At 72.2% G+C, this 15,124-nt stretch carries 14 protein-coding genes and 1 riboswitch; of the genes, 6 read left to right on the forward strand and 8 right to left on the reverse strand.

Annotated elements, in window-relative coordinates; translation table 11 throughout:
• Positions 1 to 6 precede the first annotated feature (6 nt).
• Together LE181_RS18710 and LE181_RS18715 are read right to left on the reverse strand one after the other, a co-directional pair.
• Positions 7 to 789, reverse strand: coding sequence for an enhanced serine sensitivity protein SseB (locus tag LE181_RS18710; RefSeq protein WP_372458404.1), 783 nt, complete (start codon positions 787 to 789; stop codon positions 7 to 9).
• A gap of 235 nt (positions 790 to 1,024) precedes the next feature.
• Positions 1,025 to 1,738 carry an AAA family ATPase gene (locus LE181_RS18715; RefSeq protein ID WP_372458405.1) on the reverse strand — a complete coding sequence of 238 codons (714 nt, stop codon included), beginning with the start codon at positions 1,736 to 1,738 and terminating at the stop codon, positions 1,025 to 1,027.
• Between the two features lie 84 nt (positions 1,739 to 1,822).
• A riboswitch (glycine riboswitch) is annotated at positions 1,823 to 1,919 on the forward strand.
• Positions 1,920 to 2,065: 146 nt separating this feature from the next.
• Here LE181_RS18715 and gcvT point away from each other — a divergent pair.
• The 5 genes from gcvT to LE181_RS18740 all read left to right on the forward strand — a co-directional run bounded on the left by gcvT (position 2,066) and on the right by LE181_RS18740 (position 6,985).
• Positions 2,066 to 3,181, forward strand: a complete 1,116-nt coding sequence (gene gcvT, locus LE181_RS18720; protein ID WP_225662455.1) for a glycine cleavage system aminomethyltransferase GcvT — start codon at positions 2,066 to 2,068, stop codon at positions 3,179 to 3,181.
• A gap of 88 nt (positions 3,182 to 3,269) precedes the next feature.
• Positions 3,270 to 3,650, forward strand: coding sequence for a glycine cleavage system protein GcvH (gene gcvH / locus LE181_RS18725; protein WP_225662456.1), 381 nt, complete (start codon positions 3,270 to 3,272; stop codon positions 3,648 to 3,650).
• A gap of 34 nt (positions 3,651 to 3,684) precedes the next feature.
• Positions 3,685 to 4,947 (forward strand): serine hydroxymethyltransferase, encoded by a 1,263-nt coding sequence (gene glyA / locus LE181_RS18730; protein ID WP_225662457.1) that lies wholly within the window; start codon positions 3,685 to 3,687, stop codon positions 4,945 to 4,947.
• Between the two features lie 254 nt (positions 4,948 to 5,201).
• Positions 5,202 to 6,584, forward strand: coding sequence for an L-serine ammonia-lyase (locus tag LE181_RS18735; RefSeq protein ID WP_225662458.1), 1,383 nt, complete (start codon positions 5,202 to 5,204; stop codon positions 6,582 to 6,584).
• Positions 6,585 to 6,673: 89 nt separating this feature from the next.
• A complete protein-coding gene (locus tag LE181_RS18740) occupies positions 6,674 to 6,985 on the forward strand; it encodes a hypothetical protein (protein ID WP_225662459.1) in 312 nt (103 codons plus the stop codon).
• A gap of 29 nt (positions 6,986 to 7,014) precedes the next feature.
• On the opposite strand, the gene LE181_RS18745 is transcribed toward LE181_RS18740, so the two are convergent.
• The 6 genes from LE181_RS18745 to LE181_RS18770 form a co-directional block, all read right to left on the reverse strand.
• Entirely contained in the window at positions 7,015 to 7,227 is a 213-nt protein-coding gene (locus LE181_RS18745) for an EF-hand domain-containing protein (RefSeq protein WP_190109889.1), read from the reverse strand.
• Between the two features lie 38 nt (positions 7,228 to 7,265).
• Positions 7,266 to 7,841 (reverse strand): N-acetylmuramoyl-L-alanine amidase, encoded by a 576-nt coding sequence (locus tag LE181_RS18750; RefSeq protein ID WP_225662460.1) that lies wholly within the window; start codon positions 7,839 to 7,841, stop codon positions 7,266 to 7,268.
• A 219-nt stretch (positions 7,842 to 8,060) separates the two neighbouring features.
• Positions 8,061 to 8,564 (reverse strand): ATP-binding protein, encoded by a 504-nt coding sequence (locus tag LE181_RS18755; RefSeq protein ID WP_225662461.1) that lies wholly within the window; start codon positions 8,562 to 8,564, stop codon positions 8,061 to 8,063.
• A 277-nt stretch (positions 8,565 to 8,841) separates the two neighbouring features.
• Positions 8,842 to 9,609: an enoyl-CoA hydratase/isomerase family protein gene (locus tag LE181_RS18760; protein WP_225662462.1), complete on the reverse strand. Its 768-nt coding sequence runs from the start codon at positions 9,607 to 9,609 to the stop codon at positions 8,842 to 8,844.
• A 94-nt stretch (positions 9,610 to 9,703) separates the two neighbouring features.
• A complete protein-coding gene (locus tag LE181_RS18765) occupies positions 9,704 to 10,957 on the reverse strand; it encodes a L,D-transpeptidase (protein WP_372458406.1) in 1,254 nt (417 codons plus the stop codon).
• A gap of 241 nt (positions 10,958 to 11,198) precedes the next feature.
• Positions 11,199 to 12,410, reverse strand: a complete 1,212-nt coding sequence (locus tag LE181_RS18770; RefSeq protein WP_372458407.1) for a L,D-transpeptidase — start codon at positions 12,408 to 12,410, stop codon at positions 11,199 to 11,201.
• A 183-nt stretch (positions 12,411 to 12,593) separates the two neighbouring features.
• Between LE181_RS18770 and glgX the strand changes: the two genes are divergently transcribed.
• The gene (gene glgX, locus LE181_RS18775) at positions 12,594 to 14,954 is read left to right on the forward strand and encodes a glycogen debranching protein GlgX (RefSeq protein ID WP_372458408.1); all 2,361 of its coding nucleotides are present in this window, start codon (positions 12,594 to 12,596) and stop codon (positions 14,952 to 14,954) included.
• The last annotated feature ends 170 nt before the right edge of the window (positions 14,955 to 15,124 follow it).

Below are 15,124 nucleotides of genomic sequence, written 5' to 3' on the forward strand. Positions count from 1 at the left end.
GAGCTGTCACAGGTCACGGTCGTAGAACGGACGCACGCGGTCGCGCGTCCAGTCGCCGACGGGGTCGTGCGCGACGTCGAGGAAGACCATCTGGACGGGCCAGGCCACGGGCTCCGCGGCGAGCGCCCGGCCGAGGGCCTCCACGGCCGCGGCGCGGCTCGGCGGGTCGGGCAGGTCCAGCTCCACGCCGATGAACAGCGCCGGGGCGCCGCCCTCCACGCTGGCCAGGGTGCGGCGCGCGGTCCGTACGACGCCGGCGGCCGCGAACTCCCGGCCGGCGGCGGCCAGGAAGGCGGTCGGGTCCTCCTGCCAGTCCGGCTCGAACAGGCGCACCCGGCCGCCGGTGGCGTCGCCGTCCAGGACCGTGCGGCCGGCCCGGCACAGCTCGGCGACGGCGGGCGGCGGCAGGGGCACGGCGACCTCGCCGTCCGGGTTGACCGCGATGCCCACCTGTGGGGGCAGGCCGCGGGCGAACTCCACGGCGGGGGCCACGGCGAAGGGCATCCGGTCCCCGGCGACGCGCAGGAACTGCTCGTGGGAGCTGAACACCGGCACGTAGGCGGCGCCGTCCAGCTCCAGGGTGGGCAGGTCGAGGTCGGGGCTGTCGTTGCCGCCGCCGGCCGGCAGCGGGATCCACAGGCTGCTGCGGCCGAGCACCTCCACGATGCGGGCGCCGGAGCCGGGCACGCCGACGGACGCGGCGAGCACCTCTTCGAGCTCGTTGACGGGCCACGCCGTGGCCGCACCGCCCCGGCCCGGGCCCCATCCGTATTCCTCGGCCACGTTCACCTGTCCCCATGCCGACCGATCACCACGCAACCCGCACCTTAACGGCTGGGTCCCCTCCCCGTCGGGGGCAGGTCCAGGGCATGTCCGATGGGCCGGCACAGACCCCACGACGCCTGGCACGGCACCTCGCCGCGTTGTCGCATCACCCGAGTACGCCCAGTACGCGGGAGATGCTCCGCCTTGCGATCCACCGCACCAGACGCCGCGGGGCCGGCACCGACCCATCGGACACGCCCTAGCCGAAGGCGATGGTGTGCAGGGCGTCGGCGGCGGGGCGGTCGAGGAGGGTGGCGGAGGCGGCGCCCGGGGGGACGCGGCCGGCGGCGGTGGCCGCCAGCAGGCGGGTCATCGCGCGGCGGTGGCGGGCGAAGGCGTGGCGGGAGACGGTGCGGCCCCGGGCGGCCTGGCCGGCGAGCGCGGTGTGCGGCTCGACGGCGAGCAGCAGCACGTGGACGGAGCCGCCGCGGCGCCGGGCGTCGTGCGCGAGCCAGGCGCGCACCCAGCCGTTCTCGCCGCAGTCGTGCACCACGACGCTGGCGTCCGAGCGCAGCGCGCGCCGCAGGGCGGCGTAGTGGGCCAGGCGCACGAGCGGGCGGTAGAGCGCGTAGGGCACCCAGGGCGGAGTGTGGCGTTCGATGCGGTCGCGGGAGTCCTGGGAGTCCACGCGGTGGACGGTGGTGCCTCTCCCGTCGGCCGCGGCGACGGCCCGCCGGATCAGCGTGGACTTGCCGCTGCCGGGCAGCCCGGAGACGACGAGCAGATCACCGAGCGGGTACCGCAGCTCGGTGCGGCCGGCCCCCCGCAGGTCCAGCACGCCGCTCCGCGGCCGGGCCGCGGCGGGCGCCGGCACTTCCCCCTGGACGTCCGTCGGCACCGTGATCGCCTTCCCTCCCCCGTCCGTCGACTGCCCCCTACCCACGGAATGCAAAGGAAAGGTAATCCAATTCATGGGGCGGTGGGCAGTCCGTCGCACGCTCGTACGTGCAATGATGTGCGCGCCAACGGCATGTCTATCAACTGCATACCGGCCGCTCGAATCCGCGCGGGAGAGTCCTGGTGCCTTCGGCACCGGGCGCCGAAGGAGCAAGTTCCTCCCTTGAATCTCTCAGGCCCCGTACCGCGCGGGTGAGGCAGATCTGAAAAGCGGGCACCGTTTCGTGCGGCGGCCCCACCCAAGGTGCAAGCCGGGAACCCCTGCGGGGTCTCCCGGTGAACCTCTCAGGTTCCGATGACAGATGGGGAGGCCGACCTCCGACTCGTGTCCGGGAGCCTGACCATGACCGAAGCCCCCCGCCATACCGCACTCGACGCCCTGCACCGCTCGCTGGGCGCGACCATGACCGACTTCGCGGGCTGGGACATGCCCCTGCGGTACGGGAGCGAGCGCGACGAACACGTCGCCGTGCGCACCCGTGCCGGTCTCTTCGACCTCTCCCACATGGGAGAGATCACCCTTACGGGCCCGCAGGCCGGGCAGGCCCTGGATCACGCCCTGGTGGGCAACCTCTCGGCGCTGGCCGTCGGCCGCGCCCGCTACACCATGATCTGCAACGCCGAGGGCGGCATCCTCGACGACCTGATCGTCTACCGCCTGGGCGAGCAGGAGTACATGGTCGTCGCCAACGCCTCCAACGCGCAGGTGGTGCTGGACGCGCTGACCGAGCGCGCCGCCGGCTTCGACACCGAGGTCCGCGACGACCGCGAGAACTACGCGCTGATCGCCGTGCAGGGCCCGGCCTCCCCCGCCATCCTGAAGTCCGTCACCGACGCGGACCTGGACGGCCTGAAGTACTACGCGGGCCTGCCGGGCACCGTCGCGGGCGTGCCCGCGCTGATCGCCCGCACCGGCTACACCGGCGAGGACGGCTTCGAGCTGTTCGTCGCCCCCGGCGACGCCGAGAAGCTGTGGCAGGCGCTGACCGAGGCGGGCGCGGACGCCGGCCTGGTGCCCTGTGGGCTCTCCTGCCGCGACACGCTGCGCCTGGAGGCGGGCATGCCGCTGTACGGGCACGAGCTGACGACCGCGACGACGCCGTTCGACGCGGGTCTGGGCCGGGTCGTGAAGTTCGACAAGGCCGGCGACTTCGTGGGCCGCGAGGCCCTGGCCGCCGCGGCCGAGCGCGCCGAGACGGCCCCGCCGCGCAAGCTGGTCGGCCTGATCGCCACCGGCCGCCGCGTGCCGCGCGCCGGCTACCCGGTCACCGTCGCCGGCGAGGTCGTCGGCGAGGTCACCTCGGGCGCCCCCTCCCCCACCCTCGGCAAGCCGATCGCGATCGCCTACGTCGACGCGGCGCACGCCGCACCGGGCACGGAGGGTGTATCGGTGGACATCCGCGGCAGCCACGAGCCGTACGAGGTCGTCGCCCTGCCCTTCTACAAGCGGGACCGCTGAGCGGATCGGGAAGATCCCTGAGACTCCCTCATCCCACCTGTCAAGACCCCTTGCACAAGCACTCACGCGCGTACAGGAGAATCTAGCCATGAGCAACCCCCAGCAGCTGCGTTACTCCAAGGAGCACGAGTGGCTGTCGGCCACCGACGCGGACGGCGTGGCGACCGTCGGCATCACCGAGTTCGCGGCCAACGCGCTCGGTGACGTCGTCTACGCCCAGCTCCCGGCCGTCGGTGACACGGTCACCGCGGGCGAGACCTGTGGTGAGCTGGAGTCGACCAAGTCGGTCAGCGACCTCTACGCCCCCGTCACGGGCGAGGTCGTCGAGGCCAACCAGGACGTCGTGGCCGACCCCTCGCTGGTGAATACCGCCCCCTTCGAGGGCGGCTGGCTGTTCAAGGTGAAGATCACGGACGAGCCGGCGGACCTGCTGACCGCCGACGAGTACACGGCCTTCTCCGCAGGCTGACCCCGCCCGTCCCCTCCCTGCCCAGGAAGAACTCATGTCGCTTCTCAACAGCTCCCTCCATGAGCTCGACCCCGACGTCGCCGCCGCTGTCGACGCCGAACTCCACCGCCAGCAGTCCACCCTCGAAATGATCGCGTCGGAGAACTTCGCTCCGGTCGCGGTCATGGAGGCCCAGGGCTCGGTCCTCACCAACAAGTACGCCGAGGGCTACCCGGGCCGCCGCTACTACGGCGGTTGCGAGCACGTCGACGTCGTCGAGCAGATCGCGATCGACCGCATCAAGGCGCTCTTCGGCGCCGAGCACGCCAACGTGCAGCCGCACTCCGGCGCGCAGGCCAATGCGGCCGCGATGTTCGCCCTGCTCAGCCCCGGCGACACCATCCTGGGTCTGAACCTCGCCCACGGCGGGCACCTGACCCACGGCATGAAGATCAACTTCTCCGGCAAGCTCTACAACGTGGTCGCGTACCACGTCGACGAGCAGACCAACCTGGTCGACATGGAGGAGGTCGAGCGCCTCGCCAAGGAGCACCGCCCGAAGCTGATCGTCGCCGGCTGGTCCGCCTACCCGCGCCAGCTGGACTTCGCGGCCTTCCGCCGGATCGCCGACGAGGTCGGCGCGTACCTGATGGTCGACATGGCCCACTTCGCGGGCCTCGTCGCCGCCGGGCTGCACCCCTCCCCGGTGCCGCACGCGCACGTCGTCACCACCACCACGCACAAGACCCTCGGCGGTCCGCGCGGCGGTGTGATCCTCTCCACGGCCGAGCTGGCCAAGAAGATCAACTCCGCGGTCTTCCCCGGTCAGCAGGGCGGCCCGCTGGAGCACGTGATCGCGGCCAAGGCCGTCAGCTTCAAGGTCGCGGCGAGCGAGGAGTTCAAGGAGCGCCAGCAGCGTACGCTGGAGGGCGCGAAGATCCTGGCCGAGCGCCTGGTGCAGGCCGACGTCGCCGAGGTGGGCGTCTCGGTCCTGTCCGGCGGCACGGACGTGCACCTGGTCCTGGTGGACCTGCGCAACTCCGAGCTGGACGGCCAGCAGGCCGAGGACCGCCTCCACGAGGTCGGGATCACGGTCAACCGCAACGCCATCCCGAACGACCCGCGCCCCCCGATGGTCACCTCGGGCCTGCGGATCGGCACCCCGGCGCTGGCGACGCGCGGCTTCCGCGCGGAGGACTTCCGTGAGGTCGCCGACATCATCGCCGAGGCCCTCAAGCCGGGCTTCGACGCCGAGGCGCTGCGCGGCCGCGTCACCGCCCTGGCGGCGAAGCACCCGCTGTACCCCGGCCTGAAGTAGGACCGCAGCGCGGGATTCACCGGCCGGTACGGGGCACCGGGCACACTCCTTGAGTGGGCCGGTGCCCCGCACCGCGACCGGGGTCCCGCGGGGCCGCGGCACCGGCTGCCGTGGCCCGCGTGAGATGGGCCACCGCGGCAAGCCCCCCGCATCGCGCACACTGAGAGGTGGGCGCGGTGCCCCGCACCACCTCGCGGGCGCCCTGCACCACCCCTCGTACCACCCCGTACCACCGACCCAGAGGAGCTGCCACCGTGGCCATCTCCGTATTCGATCTCTTCTCGATCGGCATAGGCCCGTCCAGCTCCCACACGGTCGGCCCCATGCGCGCCGCCCGCATGTTCGTGGGCCGCCTGAAGAAGGACGGCCTGCTGGCCCAGACCACCGCCGTGCGGGCGGAGCTCTTCGGCTCCCTCGGCGCCACCGGCCACGGCCACGGCACGCCCAAGGCCGTGCTGCTCGGCCTGGAGGGCCACTCGCCCCGGACCGTCGACGTGGAGACCGCCGACGACGAGGTCGAGCGCATCCGCACCAGCAAGCGGCTGCGGCTGCTCGGCGCCGAGATCGGCTCCGACCACGAGATCGACTTCGACGAGTCGTCCCAGCTGATCCTGCACCGCCGCCGGTCCCTGCCGTACCACGCGAACGGCATGACCCTCTTCGCCTACGACGAGAGCGGCGCCCCGCTGCTGGAGAAGACCTACTACTCGGTCGGCGGCGGCTTCGTCGTCGACGAGGACGCGGTGGGCGCGGACCGGATCGTCCTGGACGACACGGTGCTGAAGTACCCCTTCCGCACCGGTGACGAGCTGCTGCGCATGTCCCGCGAGTCCGGCCTGTCGATCTCCGCGATGATGATGGAGAACGAGAAGGCGTGGCGCACGGAGACGGAGATCCGTGAGGGCCTCCTGGAGATCTGGCGCGTGATGCAGGGCTGCGTGACCCGCGGCATGTCCCGCGAGGGCATCCTGCCCGGTGGCCTGAAGGTCCGCCGCCGCGCCGCCAGCACCGCCCGCCAGCTGCGCGCCGAGGGCGACGCCCAGGCCCGCGCGATGGAGTGGATCACGGTCTACGCCATGGCCGTCAACGAGGAGAACGCGGCCGGCGGCCGGGTCGTCACCGCCCCGACCAACGGCGCCGCGGGCATCATCCCGGCCGTCCTGCACTACTACATGAACTTCGTGCCGGGTGCGGACGAGGAGGGCGTCGTGCGCTTCCTGCTCGCCGCGGGCGCCATCGGCATGCTCTTCAAGGAGAACGCCTCGATCTCCGGCGCCGAGGTCGGCTGCCAGGGCGAGGTCGGCTCCGCCTGCTCGATGGCCTCCGGCGGTCTCGCCGAGGTCATGGGCGGCACCCCGGAGCAGGTCGAGAACGCCGCCGAGATCGGCATGGAGCACAACCTGGGCCTGACCTGCGACCCGGTCGGCGGCCTGGTGCAGATCCCCTGCATCGAGCGCAACGGCATGGCCGCGGCCAAGGCCGTCACCGCCGCCCGCATGGCCCTGCGCGGCGACGGCCGGCACCACGTGTCCCTCGACAAGGTCATCAAGACCATGAAGGAGACGGGCGCCGACATGAAGGTCAAGTACAAGGAGACGGCGCGCGGCGGCCTGGCCGTCAACGTCATCGAGTGCTGAGGGCCTGACACCGGTACTCAAGCGGCCTTCCCGCCCACCGGGCGGGGAGGCCGTTTCCGTTGTCAGTGGTGCCGCGTACGCTCGCGAGCATGAGTTACGCAGACCTGCGCGAACTCCAGAGCGCGCTCAACACCGCCTCGGACATCGCCTTCTCCCTCGACGCCGCAGCCCCCGCCCCGCACGAGGCGGACCAGCTGCTGGACGCCCTGCGCCGGGCACTGACGGCCGCGAACGCGCTGGGCGCGGGGATAGGCGCCACGGGCTGCGCGGAGCACCCGCGGGGGCCCGTGGATCCCCTCTACGGGGACAAGGACGACCCGCTGCCGCAGGGCTGGGGCCGGTGCCTGCTGTGCAACGACCGGCGGCGACGGGCCGGCGCACAGCGGCGGGGCTGGCGCTGACCCGGCGGCCCGGTCCGTAACACGGCCCGTCAGTGGTTCAGGGAGGCCCAGAACTCGTCGAAGGACAGCACGCCGTCGCCGTTGCCGTCCTTCTTGTTGATGATGGCCTGGGCCACCGTCTCGGTGACGTTGTGGTCGCCGAGCTGAGCCATCACGCTCTTGTACTCGGCGGCCGTGATGAAGCCGTCGCCGTCCACGTCGAAACGGGCGAAAGCAGTGCGCGCAGCGTCCATGTCAGCCATATGGGCCTCCCCTTGTGTGCTTCGTTGACCGGCACAGACTAGCCCCCGGTCACGAGCTCCAGATAACGGTCCCAGTCCCAGTGCGGACCGGGGTCCGCGTGGGTGGATCCGGGCACTTCGCTGTGGCCGACGATGTGCTCGCGGGTCGGCGGGATGCCGTAGCGGGCGCAGACGGCGGAGGTGAGCCGCGCGGAGGCCCGGTAGAGGGCGTCGGTGAAGTACTCGGGGCGGTGGATCCAGCCCTCGTGCTCGATGCCGATGCTGACGGTGTTGTACCGCCAGTTGCCCGCGTGCCAGGCGATGTCCCGTTCGCGGACGAACTGGCCGATGTAACCGTCGGCGGAAGCGACCATGTAGTGGGCGGAGACCCTGGAGCGCGGGTCCTTGAAGATCCTCATCGCGTCCGGGAAGGTCTCCTCGGTCACATGGATCACGACGCGGTCGACCGGGTACGCACCGGGGCGGCCGGAGGCCGTGTAGTTACCGGTGCTGGCCGGTATCCAGTGGGTGGGCGGGTACGGGGCGCTCGTCACGAGGACATCACAACCCGCTACCGTCGCCTCCGCAAGGGCACCGACCGCCTTGCATAAAGATAAGAATTTCCCCGGATCCATGCATTGAATACAAGGTCAGTGGCGCAGCTCACCTTGGATTACAGAGGTCTCACTTTGGCCCTCGCGTACCGCGCGTGACATAGTCGACGGCAGCGACCCCCATTGACCCGGGCCAGGTCGTCATCACCGCCGCGGAGCACACCCCAATCTTCCGCGGCCGTACGAAGAGGCCCCCGCCACGTCGTCACGACGACGGATGGGGGCTTCTTCGTACGGCCGTCACCGGTCCACCACGCGCATCTCGAACCAGGTGGTCTTGCCGCGCGCCAGCAGGTCGACGCCCCACCGGTCCGAGAGCTTGTCGACGAGGAACAGCCCCCGCCCGCTGACGTCCGTCTCCCGCACCGGCAGCAGGCACGGCAGGCCCCGTGAGGGATCGCGCAGCTCCATCCGCAGCCAGCCGCGCCGGCGCAGCATGCGCAGCCCGAAGAAGCGGGCGCCGGTGTGGCGCACGGCGTTGCCCACGAGCTCGGAGACCAGCAGCACCGCGTGCTCGGCCACCTGGGGCGGGAGCCCCCAGTGGCGCAGCACCACGGTCTGGGTCAGCCGCCGGGCGGCCACCGCGGAGTGCGGGCGGGAGGGCAGCCTGACCTCGCCGAGGCCCGGATTGCCGCTCAGTTCGAGCGCCTTCAGCGCCAGTTCGTCCTCAACCATCGGGGTCCACCGCGCAGGGGCCGTGCCGACCCGCTGCCGTGGCTGCTCCGTTCCCTCCAGGCCCGCCATGCCCCCATCATGGCCGTCATCCAGCCGTCAGGGAGGGGAACGGTGGGATTCGATGCAGCGGAGCGTGAGGCTCCGGCGCCCTCCGGCGACATATGCCACTGGCCGTAGTCCACCCGGAAAACGGGGATTGACCTGCAGCGACCTCCGGCCCGGGGGAGATCGCCGGGGGCCCGGCGACAGGCCGTTCCCGGCGTCGCGCGCACCCGGCGGAATTCCCCCACAAGTGGCAATCCCCGGAGGGAACCCTTCCGGGCGCTCCGGGGCAATGCCCCGCGACTCAGACGAACTTGGCCTTGCCGGGACCGTCCTCCACGAAGCTGCGCATACCGATCTCCCGGTCCTCGGTGGCGAACAGCCCCGCGAACCAGTTGCGCTCGATGGCGAGCCCGGTGTCGATGTCGGTTTCGAGGCCGGTGTCCACCGCCTCCTTGGCCGCGCGCAGCGCGATGGCGGGGCCGGCGGCGAGCCGGGCCGCCCAGGCGTGCGCCTGCTCGTACACCTCCGCCGCCGGGACCACCCGGTCGACGAGGCCGATGGCGAGCGCCTCGTCCGCCGTGACCTGACGGCCCGTGAAGATGAGGTCCTTGGCCTTGGACGGGCCGACGAGGCGGGCGAGCCGCTGGGTGCCGCCCGCGCCCGGGATGAGGCCCAGCAGGATCTCGGGCTGGCCGAGCTTGGCGTTGTCGGCCGCGATCCGGAAGTCGGCGCAGAGCGCGAGCTCGCAGCCGCCGCCCAGGGCGTAGCCGGTGACGGCGGCGACCACGGGCTTGGGGATGCGCGCGACGGCGGTGAAGGAGTCCTGCAGCCCGCGCGACCGCGCCACCATGGCGGCGTGGTCCATGTTCCGCATCTCCTTGATGTCCGCGCCGGCCGCGAACACCTTCTCCCCGCCCCAGACGACCACGGCCCGGACGTCGTCGCGGTGGGTCAGCTCGTCGGCGAGCTCCCTGATCCGGTCCTGGGTGGCGATGTCCAGTGCGTTCATCGGCGGACGGTCCAGCCGGACGGTGCCGACGCCTTCGGCTACCTCAAGATGCACAGTCATGACTGCAGGTTAGCCCCCGTTAACGGCCCGCGGCCCGGTGCACTTGGTCACAGTGCACCGGGCCGCGGGAAGGGCTGGAGAGGAGCGGGAGCCGTCAGCTGTCCTTGCCGGCGTCCTTGGCGGGCTTGCCCCACTCGGACCACGGCATGTTCCAGCCGTTGAGGCCGTTGTCCGGCTGGATCGTTTTGTCATCGGAGTTCTTGACGACCACGACGTCACCGATGAGGGAGTTGCTGTAGAACCACGCGGCGGGCGTGTTCGGGTCGCCGCCGCCGCGCTCGTCCTCCAGGCCGACGCAGCCGTGGCTGGCGTTCGCCGAGCCGAAGGTCGAGGAGCCGGACCAGTAGTTGCCGTGCAGGAACGTGCCGGAGGTGGACAGGCGCATCGCGTGCGGCACGTCGGGGATGTCGTACTCGCCCTTGCCGTCGCCCTTGGTGAAGCCGACGGTGGCGCCGTTCATGCGCGTCACCTCGTGCTTCTCGCTGATGACCATCTGGCCGTTGTACGTGGGGTTGGCGGGGGCGCCGGCGGAGATCGGGACGGTCTTGATGACCTTGCCGTCGCGCTCGACCGTCATCTGGTGGGACTTGGCGTCGACCGTGCTGATCTGGCTGCGGCCGACCGTGAACTTCAGGGTCTTCGTCTGCGAGCCGTACACGCCCTCGCGGCCCTGGACGCCGTCGAGGTTCAGGTTGACCGTCACCTTGGTGCCGGCGGCCCAGTACTTCTCGGGGCGGAAGTCGATGCGGTCGTTGCCGAACCAGTGGGCCTTGACCTCCACGGCCGGCTCGGCGGTCACCTTGATGGCACGCTCGACGGCCTTGGGGTCGGTGATGCCGCGGCTGAAATTGACCGACACGGGCATGCCCACGCCGACGGTGCTGCCGTCCTCCGGCGTGAAGTAGCCGACGAACGTGTTCTGCGGGGTGAGGGTGGTGAACGCCGCGTGCTTTGCGGACGTACGCCCCTTCTTGTCCTTGGCAATCGCGTCCACGGTGTACTTCGTGGAGGCCGCGAGGTGGCTGGACGGCTCCCAGGCCGCGCCACCGTCGGTTATCTTGCCGTCGATCGTGTTGCCCTTGGCGTCGGCGACCTTGACGGACGTCAGGTTGCCCTTGTCCGCCGTCACCTTGAGCGCACCGCTGGTGGCGACGTCCTTGGCGCCGTCCGTGGGCGCGACGTTCACGACGGCTTCGGAGGGGCCCTTGGCGGCCTTCTCGCCGTTCTTCCCGCCGTCGTCCGAGTCGCCGCCGCTGCAGGCGCTGACCAGCGTCAGCACGCTCGCGAGCACCACGGCGGAAAGGCCGGCACGGCGCCCGCGGCTCCTCGGTATCGGCTGCACGTTCACAACGGATCGTCTCCCCTCGCACGGCCCGCGGCCACGCGGCGCCCCCTGAGCGCGACAGGCGCGCTTGTCGATAGATAACCACACGCCACCGACAACGCTGACCTCGCGTATGTCACCGTTCAGTCCCAAATGGGAGCGGTGATACGAACCGTGCGCCTGTGGTGAAGGCGGTGACCGAAGTGAAGCGGCAGATTCCAGCCAGGTCAAACCGTTACCTGACACAGGGTCCGCAGGGGCGGCCTCAGCCGAGCGCCGAGCCGGCCCGCCACTCCCGCCAGGAGAGGTTCCAGCCGCCCAGCCCGTTGTCCGGCGCGACCACCCGCTCCCGGGATCCGACGACCTCCACCACGTCCCCCACCAGGGACTGCCCGTAGAACCAGCCCGCCGGGCTGGTCGGGCTGCCGCCGCGCTCGTCCGGCAGGCCGATGCAGCCGTGACTGGTGTTCAGGGCGCCGAAGGTGTCGGGGGCGGCCCAGTAGTTGCCGTGCAGGAACGTTCCCGACCCGGTCAGCCGCATCGCATGCGGTACATCCGAAATGTCGTATTCGCCGCCGAAGCCCACCGTGTTCCCGTTCATCCGGGTCATGGGGTGTTTCTCGCTGATCACCATCTTGCCGTTGTACGTGTCGTTGCCGTTGCCGCCCGCCGTGATGGGCAGGCTGGCCAGCGGCCGGCCGTCGCGCACGACGTCCATCGTGTGCCCGGCCGCGTCCACCCGGCTGAACTGGCTGCGGCCCACGGTGAAGCCGACGGTCTTGCGCTGGACGCCGTACACCCCCTCCGCGGCCCGCACGTCCCGCAGCCTCAGCTCCAGCGTGACCCGGGTGCCCGGCCGCCAGTAGGTGCGCGGGCGGAAGTCCAGGCGCGTGGGCCCGAACCAGTGACCCGCGATCTCGGTGGCCGGGCGGGCGGTCACGCGGATGGCGCGCTCGACGGCGGCGCGGTCGGTGACCGGACGGCTGAAGCCGAAGGAAACGATCATCCCGGTGCCCACGGTGGTCTGCGGCTCGGGCGTGAAGTAGCCGATGACCCGGTGCTCGGGGACGTAGGTGGTGAAGTCCGTGTGACGGACCGTCCGGCGGCCCGAGGAGTCCCGTGCCACCACGTCGACGGCGTAGCGCGCGGCGAGGTCCAGGGGACCGGCCGCGTCGGGGCGCCAGCTGTGCGCGTCGGGGGAGATCCGGCCCTCGACGGGGCGCGGCACGCCCTCGCGGAGCTCGGTGACCCGCACCCGCTCCAGCCGGCCCTGCGGCGCCCGCACCTCCAGCCGTTCCGTCGGCGGCACGCCGCCCGCCCGGTCCCGGGGGCTGACGTGGATCAGCTCGCCCGCGGACACCGGGCGTGCGTCGTCCGTGAGCGTGGTCCGCGGAGCGACGGTGGCGCACCCGGCGAGCGCGGCCAGCAGCGCCGCCAGGGCCAGTCCCCGCACCGCGCGCGTGAGGGCAAGTGTCACACCCGGCCCAACGACGCGCCCCGCCGCGGGAAACGTGGCTGCACTCGCTTGCTGCGCCCGATCACACGTGTGAGCGCATGCCTGGATCTGGGAAGAACGGGGAGAAGGACATCATCGCCAGACACCCGGCCCCGGGATGCCGGGTGCCCGGCGCGCTACCCGAGAGCCGCCGGAGGCGAACACGTGTCGAGCGCAGCCGAGCAAGGGGCACGAGAGGACGCCGGGTTCGGGAAGGTGCGTCCCCGGCGGGCGCCCGCCGCACCGGCCGGGGCGGACGGCCGTCCGGGGAGCACCGCACCGCCGGCCCCCGCCCCGGCCGCGGTCGTGTGGCCGGGCAGCCCGGACCCGCTCGGGGCGCTGTTCAAGGACGCGACGGACGGCACGGCCGTGCCGGGGACGAACTTCGCCCTGTGGGCCGGCGGGGCGGAGGCCGTGGAGCTGTGCCTCTTCGACGACACCCCGGGCGGCGGCGAAACGCGCCACCTGTTGACGGAGTTGACGCACGAGACGTGGCACGGCTTCGTGCCGGGCGTCCTGCCCGGCCGCCGCTACGGCTACCGCGTCCACGGTCGCTGGGACCCCTGGACCGGGGCCCGGTGGAACCCCGCGAAGCTGCTGCTGGACCCGTACGCGCGCGCGGTGGACGGCGAATTCACCGGCCCCGGGGAAGCACCGCTGCCGCCCGAGGTCTACGGGCACGTCCGCGACTGGCCGCAGCAGCACGTCGCCGACAGCGTCCGCGACGAGCGGGACTCGGCCCCCCACGTCCCCAAGGGCGTGGTCGTCGCCGATGACGACGACTGGGCGGACGACCGGCGTCCGGCGACGCCGTGGCCCGACTCCGTCATCTACGAGCTGCACGTCCGCGGCTTCACGATGCGTCACCCCGGCATCCCCGAACGGCTGCGCGGCACCTACGCCGGGCTCGCCCACCCGGCGGCGATCGAACACCTGGTGCGGCTGGGGGTGACGGCGGTCGAGCTGCTGCCGGTGCATCAGTTCGCCCACGAGGACCACCTGCTGCGGCGCGGCCTGCGCAATTACTGGGGCTACAACTCCATCGGCTACTTCGCCCCGCACGCCGCCTACGCGGCCTCGGGGACGCGCGGCGAGCAGGTGGGCGAGTTCAAGCGGATGGTGCGGGCCCTGCACGCGGCCGGCATCGAGGTCATCCTCGACGTGGTCTACAACCACACCGCCGAGAGCGGCGAGCTGGGCCCCACGCTCTCGCTGCGCGGCATCGACAACCGCCGCTACTACCGGCTGCAGGCCGACCCCCGCCGCTACGCCGACTACACCGGCTGCGGCAACACCCTCCACGTGGTCCAGCCCAACGTGCTGCGGCTGATCACGGACTCACTGCGCTACTGGGTCACCGAGATGGGCGTCGACGGCTTCCGCTTCGACCTGGCGGCCGCCCTGGCCCGGTCGATGCACGACGTGGACATGCTCTCGCCCTTCCTCGCCGTCATCGCCCAGGACCCGGTGCTGCGCCGGGTCAAGCTCATAGCCGAGCCCTGGGACGTGGGGTCCGGTGGCTATCAGGTCGGCGCCTTCCCGCCCCTGTGGACGGAGTGGAACGACCGCTACCGCGATGCCGTGCGCGACTTCTGGCGGGGTGCCCTGCCGGACGTGCGGGACCTGGGCTACCGGCTCTCGGGCTCCAGCGACCTCTACGCCTGGGGCGGCCGCCGCCCGTACGCCTCCGTCAACTTCGTCACCGCCCACGACGGCTTCACCCTGCGCGACCTGGTGAGCTACGAGCGCAAGCACAACGAGGCCAACGGCGAGGGCAACCGCGACGGCACCCACGACAACCGCTCGTGGAACTGCGGCGCCGAGGGCGAGACCGGCGACGCGCGCGTGCTGGCCCTGCGCCGCCGGCAGCTGCGCAACCTGCTGACGACGCTGCTGCTGTCCACCGGGGTGCCGATGCTGGTGGCGGGCGACGAGATGGGCCGCACCCAGGGCGGCAACAACAACGCCTACTGCCAGGACAACGAGACCGGCTGGATCGACTGGTCCCTGCTGCAGGACCCGGCCTGGCGGGCGCAGGCCGAGCTGTGCTCCCGGCTGCTGGCCCTGCGCCGCGCCCACCCCGTGCTGCGCAGCCGCTCCTTCTTCTCCGGGCGCCCGCGCGGCGCCGACGGGCTGCGGGACCTGGCCTGGTTCACCGCGGACGGCACGGAGATGACCGAGGCCGACTGGTACGCGCCGGCCGCCACGCTCGGGATGTACCTCTCCGGCCGGGACATCCCGCAGCGCGGCCGGCAGGGCGCGCCGGTGACCGACGACAGCTTCCTCGCCGTGCTGCACGCCGGCCCGCGTCCGCTCCGCTTCACCCTGCCGGGGCCGCCGTGGGCGCGGTCCTACGAACTCCTCGTCGACACCGCCCTGGAGGACCAGCGCTCCGCGCCGGGCCTGTGCCGGGAGGCGGGCAGCCGGGTCCCGGTGCGGGCACGCTCGGTGCTGTTGTGGCGGGTGGTGCAGGACGTGACGGACGCGGAGGCCGGGCCGCCCGGCCCGGGCCCGGATTCCGGGTGAGCGGCGGCCGGTGGCCCTGCGGGGCACCGGCCGCCCACCGTGCGGAGCCCCGGCGGACGCCCGCCGGTGGCCGACGGCCGTGCGGTGGAGGCAACCGCTCCGGCCCCGTGCGTCACGGCCGCCGCGTGCGCGGCTGACCTGCGGGGGGCCGCACGGGACGGGCCGGCCGG

It is taken from the genome of Streptomyces sichuanensis, assembly GCF_020328095.1.
Classification (GTDB): Bacteria; Actinomycetota; Actinomycetes; order Streptomycetales; family Streptomycetaceae; genus Streptomyces; species Streptomyces cinnamoneus.

Coding starts and splice junctions, on each gene's coding strand:
- gcvT (WP_225662455.1), top strand. CDS start 2,066: ATGACCGAAGCCCCCCGCCATACCGCACTCGACGCCCTGCACCGCTCG.
- glyA (WP_225662457.1), top strand. CDS start 3,685: ATGTCGCTTCTCAACAGCTCCCTCCATGAGCTCGACCCCGACGTCGCC.
- LE181_RS18750 (WP_225662460.1), bottom strand. CDS start 7,841: ATGGATCCGGGGAAATTCTTATCTTTATGCAAGGCGGTCGGTGCCCTT.
- LE181_RS18760 (WP_225662462.1), bottom strand. CDS start 9,609: ATGACTGTGCATCTTGAGGTAGCCGAAGGCGTCGGCACCGTCCGGCTG.
- LE181_RS18715 (WP_372458405.1), bottom strand. CDS start 1,738: ATGAATTGGATTACCTTTCCTTTGCATTCCGTGGGTAGGGGGCAGTCG.
- gcvH (WP_225662456.1), top strand. CDS start 3,270: ATGAGCAACCCCCAGCAGCTGCGTTACTCCAAGGAGCACGAGTGGCTG.
- LE181_RS18745 (WP_190109889.1), bottom strand. CDS start 7,227: ATGGCTGACATGGACGCTGCGCGCACTGCTTTCGCCCGTTTCGACGTG.
- LE181_RS18740 (WP_225662459.1), top strand. CDS start 6,674: ATGAGTTACGCAGACCTGCGCGAACTCCAGAGCGCGCTCAACACCGCC.
- LE181_RS18755 (WP_225662461.1), bottom strand. CDS start 8,564: ATGGCGGGCCTGGAGGGAACGGAGCAGCCACGGCAGCGGGTCGGCACG.